The sequence below is a fragment of the Plantactinospora sp. ZYX-F-223 genome, assembly GCF_039649625.1.
GTDB lineage: Bacteria > Actinomycetota > Actinomycetes > Mycobacteriales > Micromonosporaceae > Plantactinospora.
The window spans coordinates 72445-91927 of the sequence record NZ_JBDJAV010000028.1; the positions used below are offsets into that span (position 1 = coordinate 72445).

Consider the following 19483-nt stretch of genomic DNA (forward strand, 5'->3'; position numbering starts at 1 on the left):
AGGTGAACAGCGGGTGAAGACGCCGAAGCCGCACCGGCGACTGCCGGTGCGGCTGGCGTACGCGTACTCGCCGGTGAACTAGTCCTTCATCAGCTCACGGGCGTTGCGCTCCAGGTCGTCGAGCCCACCGCACATGAAGAAGGCCTGCTCGGGGAAGTGGTCGTACTCGCCCTCGCTGATCTTCTTGAACGCCTCGACGGTGTCCTTGACCGGCACGTACGAGCCCTTGATGCCGGTGAAGACCTCGGCCGCGTACGTGTTCTGGGAGAGGAACCGCTCGATCCGGCGGGCCCGGCCGACGGTGAGCTTGTCCTCCTCGGAGAGCTCCTCGATGCCGAGGATGGCGATGATGTCCTGCAGGTCCTTGTAGCGCTGCAGGATCCGCTTCACCTCGGAGGCGACCGCGAAGTGCTCGGCACCGACGAACTCCGGCGCGAGGATCCGGGACGAGGACGCCAGCGGGTCCACCGCCGGGTAGATGCCCTTGTCGGAGATCGACCGCTCCAGGTTGGTGGTGGCGTCCAGGTGGGCGAAGGTGGTGGCCGGCGCCGGGTCGGTGTAGTCGTCCGCCGGCACGTAGATCGCCTGCATCGAGGTGATCGCCTGGCCCCGGACCGAGGTGATCCGCTCCTGGAGCTCGCCCATCTCGTCGGCCAGGGTCGGCTGGTAGCCCACCGCGCTCGGCATCCGGCCGAGCAGGGTGGAGACCTCCGAACCGGCCTGGGTGAACCGGAAGATGTTGTCGATGAAGAGCAGCACTTCCTGCTTGTTCACGTCCCGGAAGTACTCCGCCATGGTCAGCGCGGAGAGCGCCACCCGGAGCCGGGTGCCCGGCGGCTCGTCCATCTGGCCGTAGACCAGCGCGGTCTTGTCGATGACGCCGGACTCGGTCATCTCGTGGATGAGGTCGTTGCCCTCACGGGTCCGCTCACCCACCCCGGCGAAGACCGAGGTACCACCGAAGTTGTTGGCGACCCGGGTGATCATCTCCTGGATCAGCACCGTCTTGCCCACACCGGCACCGCCGAACAGACCGATCTTGCCACCCTTGACGTACGGGGCGAGCAGGTCGATGACCTTGATGCCGGTCTCCAGCATCTCGGTCTTCGGCTCCAGGTCGGCGAAGGCCGGCGCCTTGCGGTGGATCTGCCACCGGTCGGCCGCCTCGAAGGTCTCGCCCTCCTTGAGGTTGAGCACCTCGCCGATGGTGTTGAAGACCCGGCCCTTGACCGCGTCACCGACCGGCACGGTGATCGGCGAACCGGTGTCCCGGACCTCGGTGCCCCGGACCAGACCGTCGGTCGGCTGCATCGAGATCGTCCGGACCATGTTGTCGCCCAGGTGCTGGGCGACCTCCAGGGTCAGCGTCTTCTGGCCACCGGAGAGGGTCACCTCCACCTTGAGAGCGTTGAAGATCTCCGGCATGGCGTCGCGCGGGAACTCGGCGTCGACGACCGGGCCGATGACCCGGACCACGCGGCCCGTCGCGGTCTTGGTCTCTGAAGGAGCAGTCATCACACTTCACTTCCCGACGCGGCCAGCGCGTTCGCGCCGCCGACGATCTCACTGATCTCCTGGGTGATCCCGGCCTGACGGGCCGAGTTCATCTCACGCGTGTAGGTCTCGATCATCTCTTCGGCGTTGTCCGTCGCGCTCTTCATCGCCCGACGACGCGAGGCCGACTCGCTGGCCGCCGACTCGAGCAACGCCGCGTAGATCCGCGTGTTGATGTATTTCGGCAGCAGCGCGTCCAGCAGCGCGTCCGCCTCCGGCTCGAACTCGTACGCCGGCAGCAGCCCCTCGGAGCGCGGCCGGTCCTCGACCTCCATCGGCCCGATGATCCGGGCCACCGGGGTCTGCGACATCAGCGACTTGAACTGCGTGTAGACGATGTGCAGCTCGTCGACGCCGAGCACGCCGTCGATCCCCGGGTCACCGCCCTCCACGTCGTCCGCGCCGGAGACGAACGCCTTGATCAGCGTCTCGCCCACCTGCTTGGCGTCGGCGAAGGTCGGCTGCTCGGAGAAGCCCGTCCAGCTCGCCTCCACCTTCCGCTGCCGGAACCGGTAGAAGCCGACACCCTTGCGGCCGATGACGTAGAGCACCGGCTCCTTGCCGTCGGCCTTCAACCGGGCGATCAGCGACTCCGCCGCCTTGATCGCATTGGAGGTGTAACCGCCGGCCAGGCCGCGGTCGCTGGTGACCACGACCACCCCGGCCCGGCGGACCTTCGGCCGGGCGGTGAGCAGCGGGTGGTCGATGGCCGCGTTGGACGCCAGCGCGGTGAGCACGCCGGTGATGGCCTGGGCGTACGGCAGCGACGCCGCGACCCGGGACTGGGCCTTGGCGAGTCGGCTCGTCGCGACGAGCTCCATCGCCTTGGTGATCTTCTTCATCGACTTCGCCGAGCGGATCCGTTGACGAAGAACGCGTACCTGGGCAGCCACCGGTCAGCCCTACTGCTTCTCGGCCGGGGCCGACTCGTCGCCGCGGTACCGGGTGACCGTCTCGCGGTCCTGCTCGCCCTCCATCGGCTCGGCCGGCGCCTCGTTGACCCGCACCTCGTCCTCCTTGCCGAGGAACATCTGCTTAAACCGGGTGACGGCCTCGTTCAGCGCGTTGATGATGTCGTCGTCCCAGTTGTTGTCCGCGATCGACTGCATCGTCGGCTTGTACTGGTGGCGGAGGAACTCCAGGAACTCGGACTCGAAGCGCCGGACCTCGCCGATCGGCACGTCGTCCAGCTTGCCCTCGGTGCCGATCCAGACCGAGACCACCTGCTCCTGCACCGGGAACGGCGAGTAGTTGGTCTGCTTCAGCAGCTCCACCAGCCGGGCACCCCGGCTGAGCTGGTCCTGGGACGCCTTGTCCAGGTCTGAGGCGAGCGCGGCGAACGCCTCCAACTCGCGGTACTGCGCCAGGTCCAGCCGGAGCCGGCCGGCCACCTTCTTCATCGGCTTCACCTGGGCGGCACCGCCGACCCGGGAGACCGAGGTACCGACGTTGATCGCCGGCCGGACACCCTGGTTGAACAGGTCGGTTTCCAGGAAGATCTGGCCGTCGGTGATCGAGATGACGTTGGTCGGGATGAACGCGGAGATGTCGTTGCCCTTGGTCTCGATGATCGGCAGACCGGTCATCGAGCCGCCGCCCATCTCGTCCGAGAGCTTCGCGCAGCGCTCCAGCAGCCGGGAGTGCAGGTAGAAGACGTCACCCGGGTACGCCTCGCGGCCCGGCGGGCGGCGCAGCAGCAGCGACACCGCCCGGTACGCCTCGGCCTGCTTGGTCAGGTCGTCGAAGACGATCAGGACGTGCTTGCCGGCGTACATCCAGTGCTGGCCGATGGCCGAGCCGGCGTACGGGGCGATGTACTTGTAGCCGGCCGGGTCGGAGGCGGGCGAGGCGACGATGGTGGTGTATTCCATCGCGCCCTGCTCCTCCAGCAGGCCCTTGACCGAGGCGATGGTCGAGCCCTTCTGGCCGATCGCCACGTAGATGCAGCGGACCTGCTTGGCCGGGTCGCCGGAGCGCCAGTTGTCCCGCTGGTTGAGGATCGTGTCCAGCGCGACGGTGGTCTTGCCGGTCCGCCGGTCACCGATGATCAGCTGCCGCTGGCCCCGGCCGATCGCGGTCATCGCGTCGATCGCCTTGATGCCGGTCTGCAACGCCTCGTTGACGCTCTGCCGGGCCATCACGTTCGGCGCCTGCAGCTCCAGCTCGCGGTAGCCCTCGTTGGCGATGTCGCCGAGGCCGTCGATCGGCTGGCCGAGCGGGTTGACCACCCGGCCGAGGAACGCGTCGCCGACCGGCACCGAGAGGACCCGGCCGGTCCGCTTGACCCGCTGCCCCTCCTCGATCCCGCCGTAGTCACCGAGCACCACGACGCCGATCTCGCGGACGTCGAGGTTGAGCGCCAGGCCGAGGGTGCCGTCCTCGAACTCCAGCAACTCGTTGGTCATGGTCGAGGGCAGGCCCTCGACGTGGGCGATGCCGTCACCGGCGTCGGCGACGGTGCCGACCTCCTCACGGGAGACGTCGGGCGAATAGGAGGAGACGTAGCGCTCCAGCGCGCCGCGGATCTCCTCCGACGAGATGGTCAGCTCGGCCATCCTCTTCTTCCTCTATTCAGGGCCCGGTTAACCGGAACGGCGTGGATGTCTTCTCGGCGCTGCGCGGAGGCGTCAGTGGTGGTCAGCCCCGCACGAGCGCGTTTCTGGTGTCGGTGAGGCGGCGCAGGATCGTGCCGTCGTAGAGATCGGAGCCGATCTGGACGCGCAGCCCGCCCAGCACGGCCGGATCCACCGTCTGCTTGACGCTGACCTCCCGACCGTATAGCTCGGTGAGCTTGCGCCCCAACCGGTGCTCCTCCTCCTCGGCCAGCGGGGCCGCGACGGTGACGTACGCCACCTGACGGTCCCGCCGGTCGGCGGCCAGCTCGACCAGCCGGGTCAGCGCCCCGGAGAAGGAGCGCCCGCCGAACCCGGCGAGCGCGACCTCGACCAGCTTGACCGTCACCGGTTTGGCCTTGCCGGACAGCAGCGCGCCGGTCAGCTCGGCCCGCTGCGCCACCGGCGCGATCGGGTCGGAGAGCGTGTTGCTCAGCTCCGCGTCGGCGGCGACCACCTGACCGAAGCGGAACAGCTCGTCCTCCACCTCACCCAGGTCACCGGCCCGGTCGGCGCTGGCGAGCAGCGCCTCCACCCCGAGCCGCTCGGTGGCGCTGAGCAGCTCGGACGGCGCCGACCAGCGGCCGGAGACCAGCACCCCGAGCAGCTCCCTGGCGTCCGCACCGACCTTGTCGCCGACCAGCGACTCCAGCAGCGCGGCCCGGTCCTCGCCGGCCCGTGCCGGGTCGGAGAGCGCCCGGCGCAACCGCGGCTCGCGCCGCAGCAGGCCGGCGACCGACCCGAGTTCGTCACCGGTGGCGACGATCCGGTCCGCATCCGTCTGGCCGGCGTACGCGTCGAGACGCTGCCGTGCGGCGGCGTACGACTCCCGGCTGGCGGCCTGCATCAGCTCGCCCGTACGGCGGAGCCGTTGGCCGAGCCGTTGCCGGCGCCGACGCCTTCCAGGTCGGCCAGGAACCGCTCGACGGTGCCCTTGCGCCGCGCCTCGTCGGCCAGCGACTCACCGACGATCCGGCTGGCCAGGTCGACCGCGATCGTGCCCACCTCGGTACGCAGCTCGCGCACGATGGTGGCCCGCTCGGCGGCAAGCTGCTCCTTGCCGGCCGCGATGATCCGGTCGGACTCCTCCCGAGCCTTGGCCAGGACATCCTGCCGGATGCCCTCGGCGTCGGCCCGGGCGTCGTCGCGGATCTTCGCCGCGTCGGTCCGCGCCTCGGCGAGCTGTGCGCGGTACTGCTCAAGGAGCTGGTTGGCCTCGGCCTGGGCGGCCTCGGCGCGCTTGATCCCGCCCTCGATCGCGTCCACCCGAGCCTGGAAGGTCTGCTCCATCCGCGGGAAGACGAACTTCATCAGCATGAAGCAGAGGATGGCGAAGGCGATCGAGCCAATGACGATCTCCTGCCAGAGCGGGATGATCGGGTTGTGCTCGGTGCCGCCCTCCGCGGCCAAGTAGACGAACATCGGAACCTCCCGTTTCGAGGGAACGGCTATACGGAGAAGGCGTAGCCGAAGGCGATGCCCAGCAGCGCCAGCAGCTCGATGACGGCGAAGCCGATCCAGACGTACGGCAGCGTCAGCCGGGACGACTCGGGCTGCCGGGCGGTCGACTGGATGTAGGCGCTGAAGACCAGGCCGACACCGATACCCGGGCCGATGGCCGCGAGGCCGTAGCCGATGGCGCTGAGGTTGCCGGTGATTTCAACGGCGGCGAGGGTCGACGACAACATTGGTTGGTTCCTCCTGGAATCACGCGTGACGGCTCACGCGGGACGACAACGGGTGTGCGGTTGTGTTCGGGTCGGTGTTCGTCGGGTGCGTCAGTGTTCGTCGGCGAGCGCGCCCTGCACGTAGCTGGCGGTCAGCACGGTGAAGATGTAGGCCTGCAAGACGATGACCAGCGCCTCCAGGAAGGTGATCGCGATCGACACCGCCCAGGAGAGCACCGAGATCGGCTTCAGGAAGAACGACTCCGAATTCAGCAGGACAAAGCCGCCGAGGGTGAAGACCAGCAGGATGATGTGCCCGGCGAACAGATTGGCGAACAACCGCAGTGCCAGCGACACGGGCCGGGCGATGAACGTCGAGAAGAGTTCGATCGGGATCAGCAGCGGCTGCATGAACCACGGCGCCGGCGGCATAAGTGAATGCTTGACGAACTTTGCGAAACCGTGGTGCCGGATGCCCACCCAGATGAACATCACGTAGCTGATGATCGCCAGGATCGTCGGGAACGCGATGTGCGCCATCGGCGAGATCTGCACGAACGGAATGATCTGCCACAGGTTGTTGATGAAGATGAAGCAGAACAGCGTCGCGAGGTACGGCGCGAAGGCGACGCCCCGGTGCCCGATCATGTCGACCGCGATGTTGTTCCGGACGAAGCCGTAGATCGACTCGGCGATCCACTGGCTCTTCGTCGGCACCAGCTTCGGGTTCCGGTAGGTGACCAGGAAGAAGATGATGAGCAGGGCGGCGCCCAGCCAGATCAGCGCCGTGAACTTCGTGATCCAGTACGAGTTGTGCGCGCCCCACGGCACGATGCTCGGCAGAAAGAAGTCTTCCACGCTGGGTGGAAACGGAACCTTGCCGTCCTCCGCGAGGACGATCGACTTTCCGATCACCGCGTCCCTTCCCTAGCTAGGGGTGCCGAGTCGGCGGATGACCAGGTAGACGCCCCCGGCCCCGCCGAGCAGGAACCCGATCCCGGTGGCCAGACCACCGGTGTCGAGCCACTGGTCGACCAACCAACCGATGCAGCCCCACACCGCCAGACCTCCGATGAGGTATGCCAGCGCGGTCCAACCCTCACCGGCCTCGGGAGTGCCCGAGCCGCTGGGGGGTTGGGGGGTTTGGTCACCGGTCATGACGGCCGAACGATATCAGCCGGGGATACGAGGCTGTGCCTCACCCCCCGCACAACCTCGTTGTGTGGGCCTCTGGGCGGGCGCGTCGTCTGTGGGCACGCTACTCCGGTTCCGCCACCGGGAAAATGACCGATCACTGACAGTTTCCTGTGCCGTCCCGTCAACGGGACTCGGAGCAGGTCCAACCCGAGACGGGTGACCCGGATCACGCCTCGGGCGGCCGGTGCGTCCGTACGGCGTGCACGGTGGCCACCCACCAGATGTTCGCCCCGGTCCAGGCCACCACCCCGGCGAGGACTCCCCAGCCGAACGGCTCCAGCCCGGCCCAGCCCCGGCCGGCGACCCCGGCCATCACCACCCCGATCACGCTGAACTTGGCGACGTACATCGCCACACCGAACGGCAGCACCAGGGTGGGATGGACGGAGTCGGCCCAGGCGATCACCAACGTGGAGGCCAGATAACTCAGCGTGACCAGGCCGACCCCGGCCGCCGCACCGGCCGCGCCGACCCCGCCGCGCAGCAGGGCACCGAGCACGGTGGCCAGGACCAGCAGGCCCGCCGACGCCCCGAGCACCACCGGCAGATGCGCCAGCCGCCAGTGCCGGTCCGGCGCACCGGTCCCGCCGGCCGGCGGTGACCCGCCGGCTCCGCCCGCGGTGGCCACCTCCGGCTCCGCCGGCCGCTCCGCCACCTCGACCGGCTCCGCGCGCTCAGCCACGGGGGTACGCCGGGAACGCGGCCACCAGGTCGGCGACGTCCGCGCCGATCGCGGCGAGGGCGTCGGCACCACCGGGCGCGGCCGGGTCGGTCCGGACGGCCCGGGAGATCAGTTCGCCGATCCGGCGCATCTCCGGCTCGCCCATGCCCTGGGTGGTGACGCTCGGGGTGCCGACCCGGATGCCGGAGGCGATCATCGGCTTCTGCGGGTCGTATGGGATGGCGTTCTTGTTCAGGGTGATCGCGGCGGCGTCGCACCGCGCCTCGGCGTCCCGACCGGTGATCCCGGCCTCGCGCAGGTCGATCAGCGCGAGATGGGTGTCGGTGCCACCGGAGACCGGGCGCATCCCCTCTGCCGCGAGGGCGGCGGCCAGTGCCTGCGCGTTCGAAACCACCTGGGCAGCGTACGCCTGGAAGGCCGGAGACGCCGCTTCGCGCAGCGCGACCGCCTTGGCCGCCACCGAATGCATCAACGGCCCGCCCTGGGTGAACGGGAAGACCGCCTTGTCGATCCGCTCGGCGAGTGACTCCCGGCACAGGATCATGCCGCCCCGGGGGCCGCGCAGCACCTTGTGCGTGGTGGCGCAGACCACGTCGGCGTACGGCACCGGGGACGGGATCGCCCGGCCGGCGACCAGCCCGATGAAGTGCGCCGCGTCCACCATGAGATAGGCGTCGACCTCGTCGGCGATCTCCCGGAACCGGGCGAAGTCGATCAGCCGGGGGTACGCGGTGGCGCCGCAAATAATCATCTTGGGCCGGTGCGCCAGGGCCAGCTCGCGTACCTCGTCGTAGTCGATCAGTTCGGTGTCCCGGCGCACCTGGTAGCCGACCGGGGCGAACCACTTGCCGGAGAAGTTGACCCGGCTGCCGTGGGTCAGGTGGCCGCCGTGCGGCAGGTCCATCGCCAGCACCGTGTCGCCGGGCTGCACCAACGCGGCGTACGCGGCCAGGTTGGCGCTCGCTCCGGAGTGCGGCTGGAGGTTGGCGTGCTCGGCTCCGAACAGCGCCTTGGCCCGATCGATGCCGATCTGCTCGGCCCGGTCCACCTCGGCGCAGCCGCCGTAGTAGCGCCGGCCCGGATAACCCTCGGCGTACTTGTTGGTCAGGGTGGAGCCGAGCGCCGCCAGTACCGCCGGGGAGGTCAGGTTCTCACTGGCGATCAACTGCAACCCGCCGCGCAGCCGGTCGAGCTCGTCCAGCAGCACCTCGGCGATCTCCGGGTCGGTCCCGGCCAACTCGTCGAAGTCCGGCCCCCAGAACGTCGGCTCCCCGGCACCGAGCCGACCCGCCCGCTCGATTAGCTCGCTCACCCCGGCACCTTCTCGTCCCGCTCGGCATTGGGCCGGGTCCGAGTCTATGGGGGTACCCGGGACGCCGCCCGCCGACCTGCCGGAGCGCACCGGCGGGTCGGGCCGGGTCAGCGCGGGACGTGGCCGGGGACGGCCTCGCCGGCTAGGGCACCACCACCGGGCCGGACGGGGTCGGCACCGGGCGTACCGGTCCCGGCACCGTGGCGGTCGGCCGGGGTGGGGCCGGCGGCGGTGGCGTCGGCCGGGGGACGACCGCGGTGGGAGCCGGGACCGGCGGCGTCGGAGCGGGCGCCGGGGCGAACGGATCGGGGCCCGGCCCGGCCGGAGTGGGGCCGAGGTCGCCCGGGCCGTCGCCGAAGGCGATCTCCCGACCCGGCGGGGTGAAGTCCTGCCGCGGCTTGCCCTTCAGCGCGGTGGCCAGGGTGGTGGCGACCGCCTCGATGACCTTCCGCTGCACCGGCTGGCCGACCGCGTCGCTCGGGTCGTCCGGGTTGGCGGCGATGGCCGCCGCCGCGAGCTGCGGGGTGAAGCCGACGAAGGTCTCCGTGGCGTACCCCTCCGCACTGCCGGTCTTGCCGGCCACCGGCTGGTCCCCGAGGATCCTCGTCACCTCGGGGGCGCTGCCGCCGTCGCACTGGGCGTACGCCGACTGGGCGCCGACCGGGCACCGGGCCGCGTCGGTCGCCGCCCGGGCCACCTCCGCCCTGAGCATCTTTCCGCAGCTCGGCGCGGCGGCAGGCAGCGACCGGCCGGTGGAGTCGACGATCGAGAGCACCGGCAGCGGCTTGCAGTACCTCCCCTCGGCCGCCAGCGTCGCGTACGCGTTCGCCAGGTCCAGCGGGGTGGTGGCGGCCACGCCGAGGGTGAACGCCCCCCAGCCCTCCGCCCCGTAGGTGGCCAGCCGGGCGTCGTCGTCGGCCCGGAACACGATGCCCAGCCGCTCGGCCATCCGCACCGCCCGGTCCGCGCCGATCCGCTGTTGCAGCGCCACGAAGTAGGTGTTGACCGAGCGCCCGAAGCCGGTCCACATGGTGCGGTAGCCGTCCATCCACCTCGGGTTGGCGTTGGCCGGGCACCAGTAGCCGCCGCAGGCGTTCGGCCCGTCGATCGGATAGCTGGTCAGCAGCCGGGACGGGGCCAGGTAGCCCGAGCTGAGCGGCATCCCCTCCTCCAGCGCGGCGAGCAGGGTGAAAATCTTGAACGTCGAGCCGGCCTGGTAGCCGTCGATGCCGCCGCCACCGGCGATCAACTGGTTGACGGTGTTCGGATAGTTGCGCTGCCCCGGCGGGTTGGGATCGAGCCGGTAGTGCCGGTTCACCGCCATCGCCAGTACCCGGCCGGTGCCGGGCTGCACCACCGCCATCGGCGCGGCCCGGCGGTCGGAGTAGTCGTACACGGTCAGGGTCTGCCGCAGCGCGGTGGCCTGGATCTCCGGGTCGAGCGAGGTGGTGATCCGGTAGCCGCCCCGGCGCAGGGTCTGCTGCCGCTCGTCGACGGTGAGCCCGAACGCGGGGTTCGCGTTCCACCACTGCTGGAAGTAGTCGCAGAAGAAGCCCCAGTCGGAGCGCCCGTCCGGGATGCCGGCGCAGTCGTTCGGCTCGGCACCCGGCCGCAGCCTGATCGGCTCCGACTGGGCCTGGGTGGCGGTCTCGGCGGGGATCACTCCGGTCTCGGCCATCTGGCTCAGCACATAGCCGCGGCGGGTCAGGGCGGCGTCGGCGTTCCCGCCGATCGGGCTGTCCGTCTCCGGCGAGCGGAGCAACCCGGCCAGCAGGGCGGCCTCGGCCAGCGTCAGCTGCCGGGCCGACTTGGAGAAGTACCGCTGGCTGGCGGCGGCGACGCCGTACGCCCCGGCACCGAAGTAGGCGATGTTCAGGTAGCGGCTGAGGATCTCGTCCTTGGAGAGCCTGCGCTCCAGCGCGAGCGCGTACCGCATCTCCTGGATCTTGCGGCCGGCACTGGTCTCGGTCGCCTCGGCCCGCTGCTCGGCGGTGAGCCCGGGATCGCTCTTCAGCACGTTGCGGACGTACTGCATGGTCAGCGTCGAGGCGCCCTGCCGCACTCCCCCGCTCGCCCGGTTCGCCACCACGGCCCGGAGTACGCCCTTGAGGTCGACGCCGCCGTGCGAGTAGAAGCGGGCATCCTCGGCCGCCACCGTCGCCTGCCGCATCACCTCGGCCACCTGGGCCAGCGGCACGTTCGTCCGGTTCTCGTCGTAGAACGAGGTGATCGGGGTACGGCCGTCGTCGGCGAAGAGGTAGGAGCGCTGGGCGGTCGGCGGGGTGCGCAGGTCCTGCGGCAGGTCCTCGTAGCGGGCGCCGATCGACGTCAACCCCACGGCCAGCAGCACCGCGGCCGGCAGCGCGGCGGCGGCCAGGATCGTCCCGGCCAGGATGCCGGCCAGAGTCATGGTCCAGAGCTGGTTCAGCCGCAACCGGAGCATGCCGTACCTCCCGGGGCGGGACAGCAATCGACGCAACCCGGACAATCGGCCGGGTTCGGGAACCCTGTCAGCCTGACGGCTGATTTCGGGCGCCGCACCCGTTTCACGGCAAACTGGACCAGATTCACAAGCCGGAGTGACACCGGCCGGAGTGACACCGGCCGAGTACGTCCGGCGGAGATGCCGCCACCTCGCCGGCCGTTCCTCCGGTCAGGGCAGCAGAACGGCGGCGAGCGGCCGGACGGCGTCCTCGATCTCGTCGGCGACCCGGCTGAAACACTGGTCGCCCCGGCCCCACGGGTCGTCGAGGTCGTCGCCGGGCAGCGGGGAGGAGCCGCTCCGGGCCGCCGCCACCGCGGCCACCAGGGCGGTGCCCCGGGCGTAGACCGCGTCCGGATCGCTCGGGTCGGCCGGGGGCAGGGCCGCGGCGTCCACGGTGGGCAGCAGCCGGCCGAACTCGCCGAGCACGAAGGTGCGGTCGGCGGCGTCGGGGCGCAGCGCCACGACGTACTCCTGCTGGTCGGCGGTTGCGGTCAGCACCAGGTCGGCCGCGTCGATGTGCTCCGAGCGGAGCTTGCGGGCGCCGAAGTCGGCCACGTCCCCGCCCCGGGAGCGCACCTGCCGGGCGGCCGGCGGGTTCATCTCCTCACCCGCGTGCCAGCCGCCGGTGCCGGCGCTGTGGCTGTGCACCAGGCGGTCGGCGTCCTCCGCGTCGGCCGCCCGCCGGGCCAGCCGTTCCCGTACGGCCAGCGCGAGCAGCCGCTCCGCCATCGGCGACCGGCAGATGTTGCCCAGGCAGACGTGCAGGACCGTGAACGGCGGCACTCAGGACACCTGGCCCTGGATGTCCGGTACGACGTCGCGGAGCTTCTCCAGCGGGATCGCGCCCTGGCGCAGCACCCGGGGTACCTCGCCGGTGACGTCGACGATGGTGCTCGGCACCGGCTCCGGACACGGCCCGGCCTCCAGATAGGCCCGCACCGCGTAGCCGAGGTGCTCCCGGGCCTCCTCGGCGGTCACCGCCGCCGGCTGGCCGGTCTTGTTCGCCGACGAGACGGCCATCGGCCCGGTCTCCCGGAGCACCTCCAGGGCGACCGGGTGCAGCGGCATGCGTACCGCCACGGTGCCGCCGGTGTCGCCGATGTCCCACTGGAGGCTGGGCGAGTGCTCGACCACGATCGTCAGCGCGCCGGGCCAGAACGCGTCGGCCAGGTCCCGGGCGGTGCTCGGCAGCATGAAGACCAGCCCGTCCAGCGTGCGCCGGGAGCCGACCAGCACCGGCGGCGGATGCTGCCGGTCCCGGCCCTTCGCGTTGAGCAGCGCCTTGACCGCGTAAGGGGTGAAGGCGTCCGCGCCGATCCCGTAGACCGTGTCGGTCGGGATCACGACCAGTTCGCCGTTCTTGACCGCCTCGACGGCCGCGGCGACGCCTCGGTCACGGTCCGCCAGTGACCGGCAGTCGTAGAGCATCACGAGGAGCCAGTCTGCCACGCCGGAGCGCCCACCGTGGCACGGGGACTTCCGGCCGGTTACCGGCGGGTGTCGGCCCGGCGGGCGGTGGCGAAGCGAGGGCGCCCGACCAGGTCCGGATGGTCCGCGATGTCGATGAACCGGCCGTGCGCACGCAACAGGTCCGGGACCGCCGTGCCGTGCGTGTCGTCGTGCTCGACGCCGAACGCCCCGCCCGGGCGCAGCAGCCGGGCCGCCCGGTCCAGCACCAGCCGGATCACCGCGAGCCCGTCCGGGCCGCCGAAGACCGCCTCCGCCGGGTCGTGCCCGGCCACGTCCGGCGGTACGGGGGTGCCGTCCGGCACGTACGGCGGGTTGCAGAGCAGCACGTCCACCCGGCCGGCGTACCCGGCCAGCAGCTCCGGGTCGGCCACGTCCCCGGCCACCACCTCGATCGGCCGGTCGCCGGCACCGGCCCGCTCGGCGGCGTTGCGGCGCAGCCAGTCCAGCGCCGCCGCCGACCGCTCGACCGCCACCACCCGGGCCTCCGGCACCTCCTCGGCGACCGAGAGCGCGATGGCGCCGCTGCCGCTGCACAGGTCGACCACCAGCGGCCCGCCACCGGCCGGGTCGGCGCCGGAGCGGTCGGGCGAGCCACCGGCGCCGGTCCCGGTCGCCCCGACCCGGCGGGCCTGCTCCACACCCCAGCCGGCCAGCAGTTCCGTCTCCGGCCGGGGAACGAAGACCCCCGGGCCGACCGCCAGCTCCAGATACCGGAACGCCGCCGAGCCGAGCAGGTGCTGTAGCGGCTCGTGCCGGGTACGCCGCTCGACCAGCTCCGCCAGCCGGTCCCGCTGCTCGCCGGTGAGCGGGTCGGCCACGGCCAGCGCACCGCGCGACACGCCGAGGACGTACGCCAACAGAAGTTCCGCCTCGGTCCGGGCCGGCCCGACACCGGCCCGGGCCAGCGCGGACGTCGCGGCCGCAATCGCGACCGACGGTCGGGTCCGTTCTGTCGCTTCGCGGGGATGCCGGGGAATACGCGTCACGACATAATCATGAAACGTCGGCCGGGAATCATTGCGTTGCGGGCGCGTTTCCACCCCGGATCGACTGGATGCTCAGACCGGTCGAGCGTCCCGGAGGGCACCGTGCCTCCGGGCGACCGGTCGGCTCCTCGACTCCGCGGGGGCTGACTGGCGAAGCGATGGAGGTTGTGCGTGAGTTGGCTCGACCGGGTCGGTGACCGGGCCGAGGAGTTGAGACACGCCCGCTCGCTCATGGAGAGCAGCCGATCCGCCGAGGCCTGTCTGATCTTCGAGCGGGTGATCAGCACCACTGACGACCCGTACTCCCGGGCCGACGCGTTGCTCCAGCGGCTCTCCGCGATCCTCAACCTGGGCCGTACCGCCGAATACACCCGGGCGGTGGAGCAGGCTTTCGACGCCGCCCGGGACCTGCCCGAGCCGTACCTGCACGGGCACCTGCACGCCCTGGCCGCCCTGGCCGCGCACAACCAGGGCGCGCTGGACCGCTGCGTCACCCACCTGGTCCGGGGTGCCCGGGCGCTCGGCTCGGTGGACGAGCCCGACCAGGAGACCGCCTGGGGCTGGCACGACCTGGCGATGGCCTACTCCTACCTCGGCTTCCACGGCTACGCACTCGGCGCCATCGAGCGGGCCCGCCGGCTGGGGCTGGCCGCCGGCATTCCCGAGGAGACCTTCGCCGCGCCCGGCATCCGGCTGCGCAACGCGGTCGCGCTGGACCACCACGGGGACAGCGATGGCTGCCTGCGGGTGCTCCGGGACGTCGGCTGCGACCTGGAACGGTTCGTCCAGGCCGGCACCGCGGGCCAGTTGCGGCCGAGCAGCCGGGCGGCGTACGGGTACGCGCTCGCCCGGCAGGCCGCCCTCGGCGCCGCGACCGGCGGGTCGGCCGTACCGGAACTCGATCCCGACTGGCTGCTCGGCAACGGCGGGGACAGCGCGCGTACCCGGGACATGCGGCAGCTCGGCGCGGCGTGCCTGGCCATCGCCGCCGGTCGACCGGCCGAGGCGCTGGCCCGGCTGGAGACGGTGCACGTCTCGGCCGAGACGCTGGGCGCGGCCGAGCATGCCCGGCTCTCCAGCCTGGCGTACGCCCGGGTCGGCGACCACGCGGCGGCGCACCGGGCCGACCGGTACGCGTTCCGGCTGGCGACCCAGCGCAACGACCGGCTCCGGGACGTCTACGTCGACGGCATCGCGGCCCGGATCGAGCACGAGGAGATGCGCCGGGAGGCGGCCCGCTACGAGGGCGAGGCGCTGACCGACCCGCTCACCGGGCTGCCGAACCGCCGCCGGTTGGAGCGGTACATCGCCGGGATGGTCAGCCGGGGCGAGCGGGCGGTGATCGGCGTGGTCGACCTCGACGGCTTCAAGACGGTGAACACCTCGCACGGCCACCACTCCGGCGACCTGGTGCTGCAACGGATCGCCGGGGTGATCAACCGGGTGATGCGGCGCGGCGACTTCGTGGCCCGGTACGGCGGGGACGAGTTCGTGGTGGTGCTGCCCGGCGCCGGGATGACCGAGGCGGGTGAGGTGGGCCGGCGGATCAGCGCGGCGGTCACCGCCGAGGACTGGGAGTCGGTCGTCCCGGGCACCCCGGTCGGGGTGAGCGTCGGCTTCGCCGAGGTGCGCGGGCCGGGTACCGGGCTGCGGGACGCGCTGAGCGTCGCCTTCGAGCTGGCCGACCAGGAGATGCTCCGGGCCAGGGCCGCAGCCGTGCGGTGAACTCGCGGCCACCCGGTGAGCCGGGCGTGGCTCAGCGCCGGGACAGCTCCGTCTCGCCGGCCAGCCGGGCCGAGCGGTCCGCCTCGGCCAGCGCGTCGAGCACGCCGTCCAGCTCACCGGCGAGCGCCAGGTCGAGGTTGTACGCCGTGTAGCCGATCCGGTGGTCGGTGATCCGGTTCTGCGGGAAGTTGTACGTCCGGATCCGCTCGGACCGGTCGACGGTACGCACCTGGGAGCGGCGGGCGTCCGAGGCGGCGGCGTCGGCCTGCTCCTGCGCGTTGGCCAGCAGCCGGGCCCGGAGGATCCGCATCGCCTGCTCCCGGTTCTGCAACTGGGACTTCTCGTTCTGGCAGGAGACCACGATCCCGGTCGGCAGGTGGGTGATCCGCACCGCCGAGTCGGTGGTGTTCACCGACTGGCCGCCCGGCCCGGACGACCGGAACACGTCGATCCGCAGCTCGTTCGGGTCGATGGTGACGTCGACGTCCTCGGCCTCCGGCAGCACCAGTACGCCGGCCGCGCTGGTGTGGATCCGTCCCTGGGACTCGGTGACCGGCACCCGCTGCACCCGGTGCACGCCGCCCTCCCACTTGAGCCGGGACCAGACCCCGTTGCCGCCCTCCGGTACGCCCTTCGCCTTGACCGCCAGCGAGACGTCCTTCACCCCACCCAGGTCGGAGTCCTGCGCGTCCAGCACCTCGGTCGCCCAGCCGTGCCGTTCGGCGTACCGCAGGTACATCCGGAGCAGGTCACCGGCGAAGAGCGCGGACTCCTCCCCGCCCTCGCCGGCCTTGATCTCCAGGATCACGTCCTTGGCGTCGTGCGGGTCGCGCGGGATGAGCAGCTCGGCGAGCCGGGCCTCCAGGGCGGGCAGCGCCGCGGCCAGCGACTCCGCCTCGGCCGCGAACGACGGCTCCTCGGCGGCCAGTTCGCGGGCGGCGGCCAGGTCGGCCCGGGCCTGCTCCAGCTCACCGGCGGCCTTGTGCAGCGGGGTCAACTCGGCGAACCGTCGGCCCACCCGGCGGGCGGTGGCCTGGTCGCCGTGGATCGCCGGGTCGGCGAGCCGTCGTTCCAGCTCCGCGTACTCGGCGAGGAGACCGGCCAGCCGATCGCCGCTCATGCTCGTACTCCTTCTGCCGGAACGTGGGACGCGCGTGCCGGAAGTGGGACGCGCGGTAATGGCACGACGGCGCCCGCCCCCGGCGACGAACCGGAGGCGGGCGCCGTCGACGCGGCTACTTGGCCTTCTTGGCCTGAACCTTGGCGTACTTCTGCTGGAACTTGGCGACCCGGCCGGCGGTGTCGAGCACGCGCTGCTTACCGGTGTAGAACGGGTGGCAGGCGCTGCAGGTCTCGACGTGGATCGAGCCGCCCTTCGCCGTGCTGCGGGTCGTGAAGGTGTTGCCGCACGAGCAGGTGACCTCGGTGGTCACGTACTCGGGGTGGATGTTGGGCTTCATGTCGCCTCGGTCCTTTCGTGAATGGTCGCCGGGTCGCCCTCGGCATCCGTCGACCGCGACATCGGCGTGTCGCGGGGCGATGACGGACTCGGGCGTGAACCGGAACCGGTGGCCGACTGACCAGTGTGCCATGGCGGGCGGGCCACCCCGAAATCGGGCTGCACACGTGATCCGTGACGGATAACGTCACTCCTCCCTCCCGCATTCCCGCCCCGCCGGAAGGCACACCCCGTGGTCACCTCCGCGTCCGATCCCACCCTGCTCGCCCCGGCCACCCGGCTCGCCGAGATCCTCGATCCGGCGGCGCTGGCCACCGCGCTCGCCGACGGCCAGGTCCGGGTCCAGCGGCATCCCGAACGCCCGCTGGCGATCTACAACTACACCGAGGCGTGCACCTACGCGGGAAACTGGACGCCGGTGACGTTGGCCTGCCGGGGGCTGATCGTGGACGAGTCGACCGGTACGGTGCTGGCGCGGCCGTACCCGAAGTTCTTCAACCACGACCAGCCCGGAGCACCGGCGCTCCGGCTGGACGCACCGGCGGTGATAACGGACAAGGCCGACGGAAGCCTCGGTGTGCTGTATCCGGACGGCGACGGCTTCGCGGTCGCCACCCGGGGCTCGTTCGCCTCCGACCAGGCCCGGCATGCCACCGCCGTGCTCCGGACCCGCTACCCCGACTTCACCCCGCCGCCGGGACGGACCGTGCTGGTCGAGATCGTCTATCCGGCGAACCGGATCGTGCTCGACTACGGCGGCCTCGACGACCTGGTGCTGCTCGGCACGGTGGAGATCGCCACCGGGCGCAGCTTTGGCCCGGAGACCGTACCGGACTGGCCCGGCCCGGTGGTCGAGCAGCTGCCCTACGGCACGCTGGCCGAGGCGATGGCCGCGCCGGTCCGGGACGGCCGGGAGGGGCTGGTGGTGCACTGGCCGGACACCGACGAGCGAGTCAAGATCAAATATCCGGAGTACGTCCTGCTGCACCGGCTGACCTTCGGGCTCAACGCCCGGGTCGTCTGGGAGTACCTGGTCACCGAGCGGGACCTCTCCGCCTGGGTCGCGCCGCTGCCGGACGAGTTCCACCGCTGGGTCGACTCCGTCGTGGCCGCGCTGACCGCGACCGTCGAGGCCCGGGCCACGAAGATCGAGCAGGCGTACGGTGAGATCGTGGCCGGGCTGCCCGCCGGATGGACCCGGCGCGACTTCGCCGAGCGGGCCGCCCGGCACCCGGAGCGCGCCTTCCTCTTCCTGCGCCTCGACGGCCGCGACTACCACTCGCAACTCTGGCAGCAGGTCCGCCCGTCGGCGGACTGGACGCCGCAGCACGGCGAGTGAACCGCGGCCCGAGGTCGGCACGGAAGCGCGGCCGACAAGGTCATGATGTCGGCGAGCGGAGCGAGGAGAGACCATGACCCGACTGATCGTCACCCGGGGGCTGCCCGCCTCCGGGAAGACCACCTTCGCCCGGAAGCTGCAACCCGGGGTGGTCCGGGTGAACCGCGACGACCTGCGCCGGATGCTGCACGGGGAACGGCTCTTCACCCAGTGGGCCGAGGGCCAGGTCACCGTCGTGCAGCGGGCCCAGGTCGAGGCGTTGCTGCGGGCCCGGGCGGACGTCTGCGTCGACGACACCAACCTGCGGTCCCGGACCCTGCGGGACTGGGCGCAGCTCGCCGCCCGGTTCGGGGCCGAGTTCGAGGTGCACGACTTCACCGACGTACCGGTGGACGAGTGCGTCCGGCGCGACGCCGAGCGGCCCGAGCAGGACCGGGTCGGCGAGGAAGCGATCCGGCGGCTGCACGACCGGTACCTGGCCGGGCGGGCACTGCCGCTGCCGGTACCGACCGTCGAGCCGGGCGGGCCGGCGGCCGTCTACACCCCGCCCTCGGACGAGGCGGCGGAGATCGTACTGGTGGACATCGACGGCACGGTCGCGCTGATCTCCGGGCGCAGCCCGTACGACATGACCCGGGTCGGCGAGGACCGGCCGAACACCGCCGTCATCTCGGCGGTCCGGGCCATGCACGCGGCCGGCTACGGGGTGGTCTTCTGCACCGGGCGGGACGCGTCCTGCCGGGAGCCGACCGAGCGGTGGCTGGCCGAGCACGTCGGGGTGCCGTACCTCGCCCTGCACATGCGGGCGATCGGTGACCAGCGCCGCGACTCGGTGGTGAAGCGGGAGATCTTCGACCGGGAGATCCGCGACCGATACCGGGTGGTCGGGGTCTTCGACGACCGGATGCAGGTGGTCAAGATGTGGCGCGGCCTCGGCCTGACCGTCTTCCAGGTCGCCGAGGGCGACTTCTAGTCCGTTTCTCCTCCGTCGACCG

The 19483-nt window shown here is 71.6% G+C and carries 19 protein-coding genes; 3 read left to right on the forward strand and 16 right to left on the reverse strand.

Going from position 1 to position 19483, the window contains the following annotated elements:
• Nucleotides 1–78 precede the first annotated feature (78 nt).
• The 14 genes from atpD to prmC all read right to left on the reverse strand — a co-directional run bounded on the left by atpD (nucleotide 79) and on the right by prmC (nucleotide 13965).
• A complete protein-coding gene (gene atpD / locus AAH979_RS26585) occupies nucleotides 79–1515 on the reverse strand; it encodes a F0F1 ATP synthase subunit beta (protein WP_346260855.1) in 1437 nt (478 codons plus the stop codon).
• On the reverse strand, nucleotides 1515–2447 hold the full coding sequence (locus AAH979_RS26590; protein ID WP_346260856.1) for a F0F1 ATP synthase subunit gamma: 933 nt from the start codon (nucleotides 2445–2447) through the stop codon (nucleotides 1515–1517). Before AAH979_RS26590 ends, atpD begins: the two co-directional genes overlap by 1 nt.
• A gap of 9 nt (nucleotides 2448–2456) precedes the next feature.
• Nucleotides 2457–4109, reverse strand: coding sequence for a F0F1 ATP synthase subunit alpha (atpA, locus tag AAH979_RS26595; protein ID WP_346260857.1), 1653 nt, complete (start codon nucleotides 4107–4109; stop codon nucleotides 2457–2459).
• An 82-nt stretch (nucleotides 4110–4191) separates the two neighbouring features.
• Nucleotides 4192–5013, reverse strand: a complete 822-nt coding sequence (locus AAH979_RS26600; protein ID WP_346260858.1) for a F0F1 ATP synthase subunit delta — start codon at nucleotides 5011–5013, stop codon at nucleotides 4192–4194.
• Nucleotides 5013–5588, reverse strand: coding sequence for a F0F1 ATP synthase subunit B (locus tag AAH979_RS26605; protein WP_346260859.1), 576 nt, complete (start codon nucleotides 5586–5588; stop codon nucleotides 5013–5015). The genes AAH979_RS26600 and AAH979_RS26605 overlap by 1 nt, the downstream gene beginning before the upstream one ends.
• A 26-nt stretch (nucleotides 5589–5614) precedes the next feature.
• Nucleotides 5615–5854 (reverse strand): F0F1 ATP synthase subunit C, encoded by a 240-nt coding sequence (locus AAH979_RS26610; RefSeq protein ID WP_346260860.1) that lies wholly within the window; start codon nucleotides 5852–5854, stop codon nucleotides 5615–5617.
• Nucleotides 5855–5944: 90 nt separating this feature from the next.
• Nucleotides 5945–6748 (reverse strand): F0F1 ATP synthase subunit A, encoded by an 804-nt coding sequence (atpB, locus tag AAH979_RS26615; RefSeq protein ID WP_346260861.1) that lies wholly within the window; start codon nucleotides 6746–6748, stop codon nucleotides 5945–5947.
• Between the two features lie 12 nt (nucleotides 6749–6760).
• The gene (locus tag AAH979_RS26620) at nucleotides 6761–6991 is read right to left on the reverse strand and encodes an AtpZ/AtpI family protein (RefSeq protein ID WP_346260862.1); all 231 of its coding nucleotides are present in this window, start codon (nucleotides 6989–6991) and stop codon (nucleotides 6761–6763) included.
• A gap of 205 nt (nucleotides 6992–7196) precedes the next feature.
• Nucleotides 7197–7658 carry a hypothetical protein gene (locus tag AAH979_RS26625; protein WP_346260910.1) on the reverse strand — a complete coding sequence of 154 codons (462 nt, stop codon included), beginning with the start codon at nucleotides 7656–7658 and terminating at the stop codon, nucleotides 7197–7199.
• 46 nt (nucleotides 7659–7704) lie between these two features.
• A complete protein-coding gene (gene glyA / locus AAH979_RS26630; protein ID WP_346260863.1) occupies nucleotides 7705–9024 on the reverse strand; it encodes a serine hydroxymethyltransferase in 1320 nt (439 codons plus the stop codon).
• Nucleotides 9025–9166: 142 nt separating this feature from the next.
• Nucleotides 9167–11467, reverse strand: coding sequence for a transglycosylase domain-containing protein (locus AAH979_RS26635; protein WP_346260864.1), 2301 nt, complete (start codon nucleotides 11465–11467; stop codon nucleotides 9167–9169).
• Nucleotides 11468–11677: 210 nt separating this feature from the next.
• Complete coding sequence (locus AAH979_RS26640; protein ID WP_346260865.1) at nucleotides 11678–12292, reverse strand: phosphotyrosine protein phosphatase; 615 nt, start codon at nucleotides 12290–12292, stop codon at nucleotides 11678–11680.
• A complete protein-coding gene (locus AAH979_RS26645) occupies nucleotides 12293–12937 on the reverse strand; it encodes an L-threonylcarbamoyladenylate synthase (RefSeq protein ID WP_346260911.1) in 645 nt (214 codons plus the stop codon).
• A gap of 59 nt (nucleotides 12938–12996) precedes the next feature.
• Complete coding sequence (prmC, locus tag AAH979_RS26650) at nucleotides 12997–13965, reverse strand: peptide chain release factor N(5)-glutamine methyltransferase (protein ID WP_346260866.1); 969 nt, start codon at nucleotides 13963–13965, stop codon at nucleotides 12997–12999.
• 171 nt (nucleotides 13966–14136) lie between these two features.
• Here prmC and AAH979_RS26655 point away from each other — a divergent pair, with 171 nt between their 5' ends.
• Complete coding sequence (locus AAH979_RS26655) at nucleotides 14137–15690, forward strand: GGDEF domain-containing protein (protein WP_346260867.1); 1554 nt, start codon at nucleotides 14137–14139, stop codon at nucleotides 15688–15690.
• 31 nt (nucleotides 15691–15721) lie between these two features.
• Here AAH979_RS26655 and prfA read toward each other — a convergent pair whose 3' ends face one another.
• The gene (prfA, locus tag AAH979_RS26660; RefSeq protein WP_346260868.1) at nucleotides 15722–16810 is read right to left on the reverse strand and encodes a peptide chain release factor 1; all 1089 of its coding nucleotides are present in this window, start codon (nucleotides 16808–16810) and stop codon (nucleotides 15722–15724) included.
• Between the two features lie 115 nt (nucleotides 16811–16925).
• Nucleotides 16926–17150: a 50S ribosomal protein L31 gene (gene rpmE, locus AAH979_RS26665; RefSeq protein WP_203867866.1), complete on the reverse strand. Its 225-nt coding sequence runs from the start codon at nucleotides 17148–17150 to the stop codon at nucleotides 16926–16928.
• 231 nt (nucleotides 17151–17381) lie between these two features.
• On the opposite strand from rpmE, the gene AAH979_RS26670 reads away from it, so the two are divergent.
• On the forward strand, nucleotides 17382–18488 hold the full coding sequence (locus tag AAH979_RS26670; protein ID WP_346260869.1) for an RNA ligase: 1107 nt from the start codon (nucleotides 17382–17384) through the stop codon (nucleotides 18486–18488).
• Between the two features lie 73 nt (nucleotides 18489–18561).
• The gene (locus AAH979_RS26675; RefSeq protein ID WP_346260870.1) at nucleotides 18562–19461 is read left to right on the forward strand and encodes an AAA family ATPase; all 900 of its coding nucleotides are present in this window, start codon (nucleotides 18562–18564) and stop codon (nucleotides 19459–19461) included.
• Nucleotides 19462–19483 lie beyond the last annotated feature (22 nt).

Excerpts from the sequence above, each read along its gene's own strand:
- AAH979_RS26635 (WP_346260864.1), bottom strand. The coding sequence starts at position 11,467 with ATGCTCCGGTTGCGGCTGAACCAGCTCTGGACCATGACTCTGGCCGGC.
- AAH979_RS26620 (WP_346260862.1), bottom strand. The coding sequence starts at position 6,991 with ATGACCGGTGACCAAACCCCCCAACCCCCCAGCGGCTCGGGCACTCCC.
- atpD (WP_346260855.1), bottom strand. The coding sequence starts at position 1,515 with ATGACTGCTCCTTCAGAGACCAAGACCGCGACGGGCCGCGTGGTCCGG.
- rpmE (WP_203867866.1), bottom strand. The coding sequence starts at position 17,150 with ATGAAGCCCAACATCCACCCCGAGTACGTGACCACCGAGGTCACCTGC.
- atpA (WP_346260857.1), bottom strand. The coding sequence starts at position 4,109 with ATGGCCGAGCTGACCATCTCGTCGGAGGAGATCCGCGGCGCGCTGGAG.
- AAH979_RS26605 (WP_346260859.1), bottom strand. The coding sequence starts at position 5,588 with ATGTTCGTCTACTTGGCCGCGGAGGGCGGCACCGAGCACAACCCGATC.
- AAH979_RS26675 (WP_346260870.1), top strand. The coding sequence starts at position 18,562 with ATGACCCGACTGATCGTCACCCGGGGGCTGCCCGCCTCCGGGAAGACC.
- AAH979_RS26610 (WP_346260860.1), bottom strand. The coding sequence starts at position 5,854 with ATGTTGTCGTCGACCCTCGCCGCCGTTGAAATCACCGGCAACCTCAGC.
- AAH979_RS26645 (WP_346260911.1), bottom strand. The coding sequence starts at position 12,937 with ATGCTCTACGACTGCCGGTCACTGGCGGACCGTGACCGAGGCGTCGCC.
- prfA (WP_346260868.1), bottom strand. The coding sequence starts at position 16,810 with ATGAGCGGCGATCGGCTGGCCGGTCTCCTCGCCGAGTACGCGGAGCTG.
- AAH979_RS26600 (WP_346260858.1), bottom strand. The coding sequence starts at position 5,013 with ATGCAGGCCGCCAGCCGGGAGTCGTACGCCGCCGCACGGCAGCGTCTC.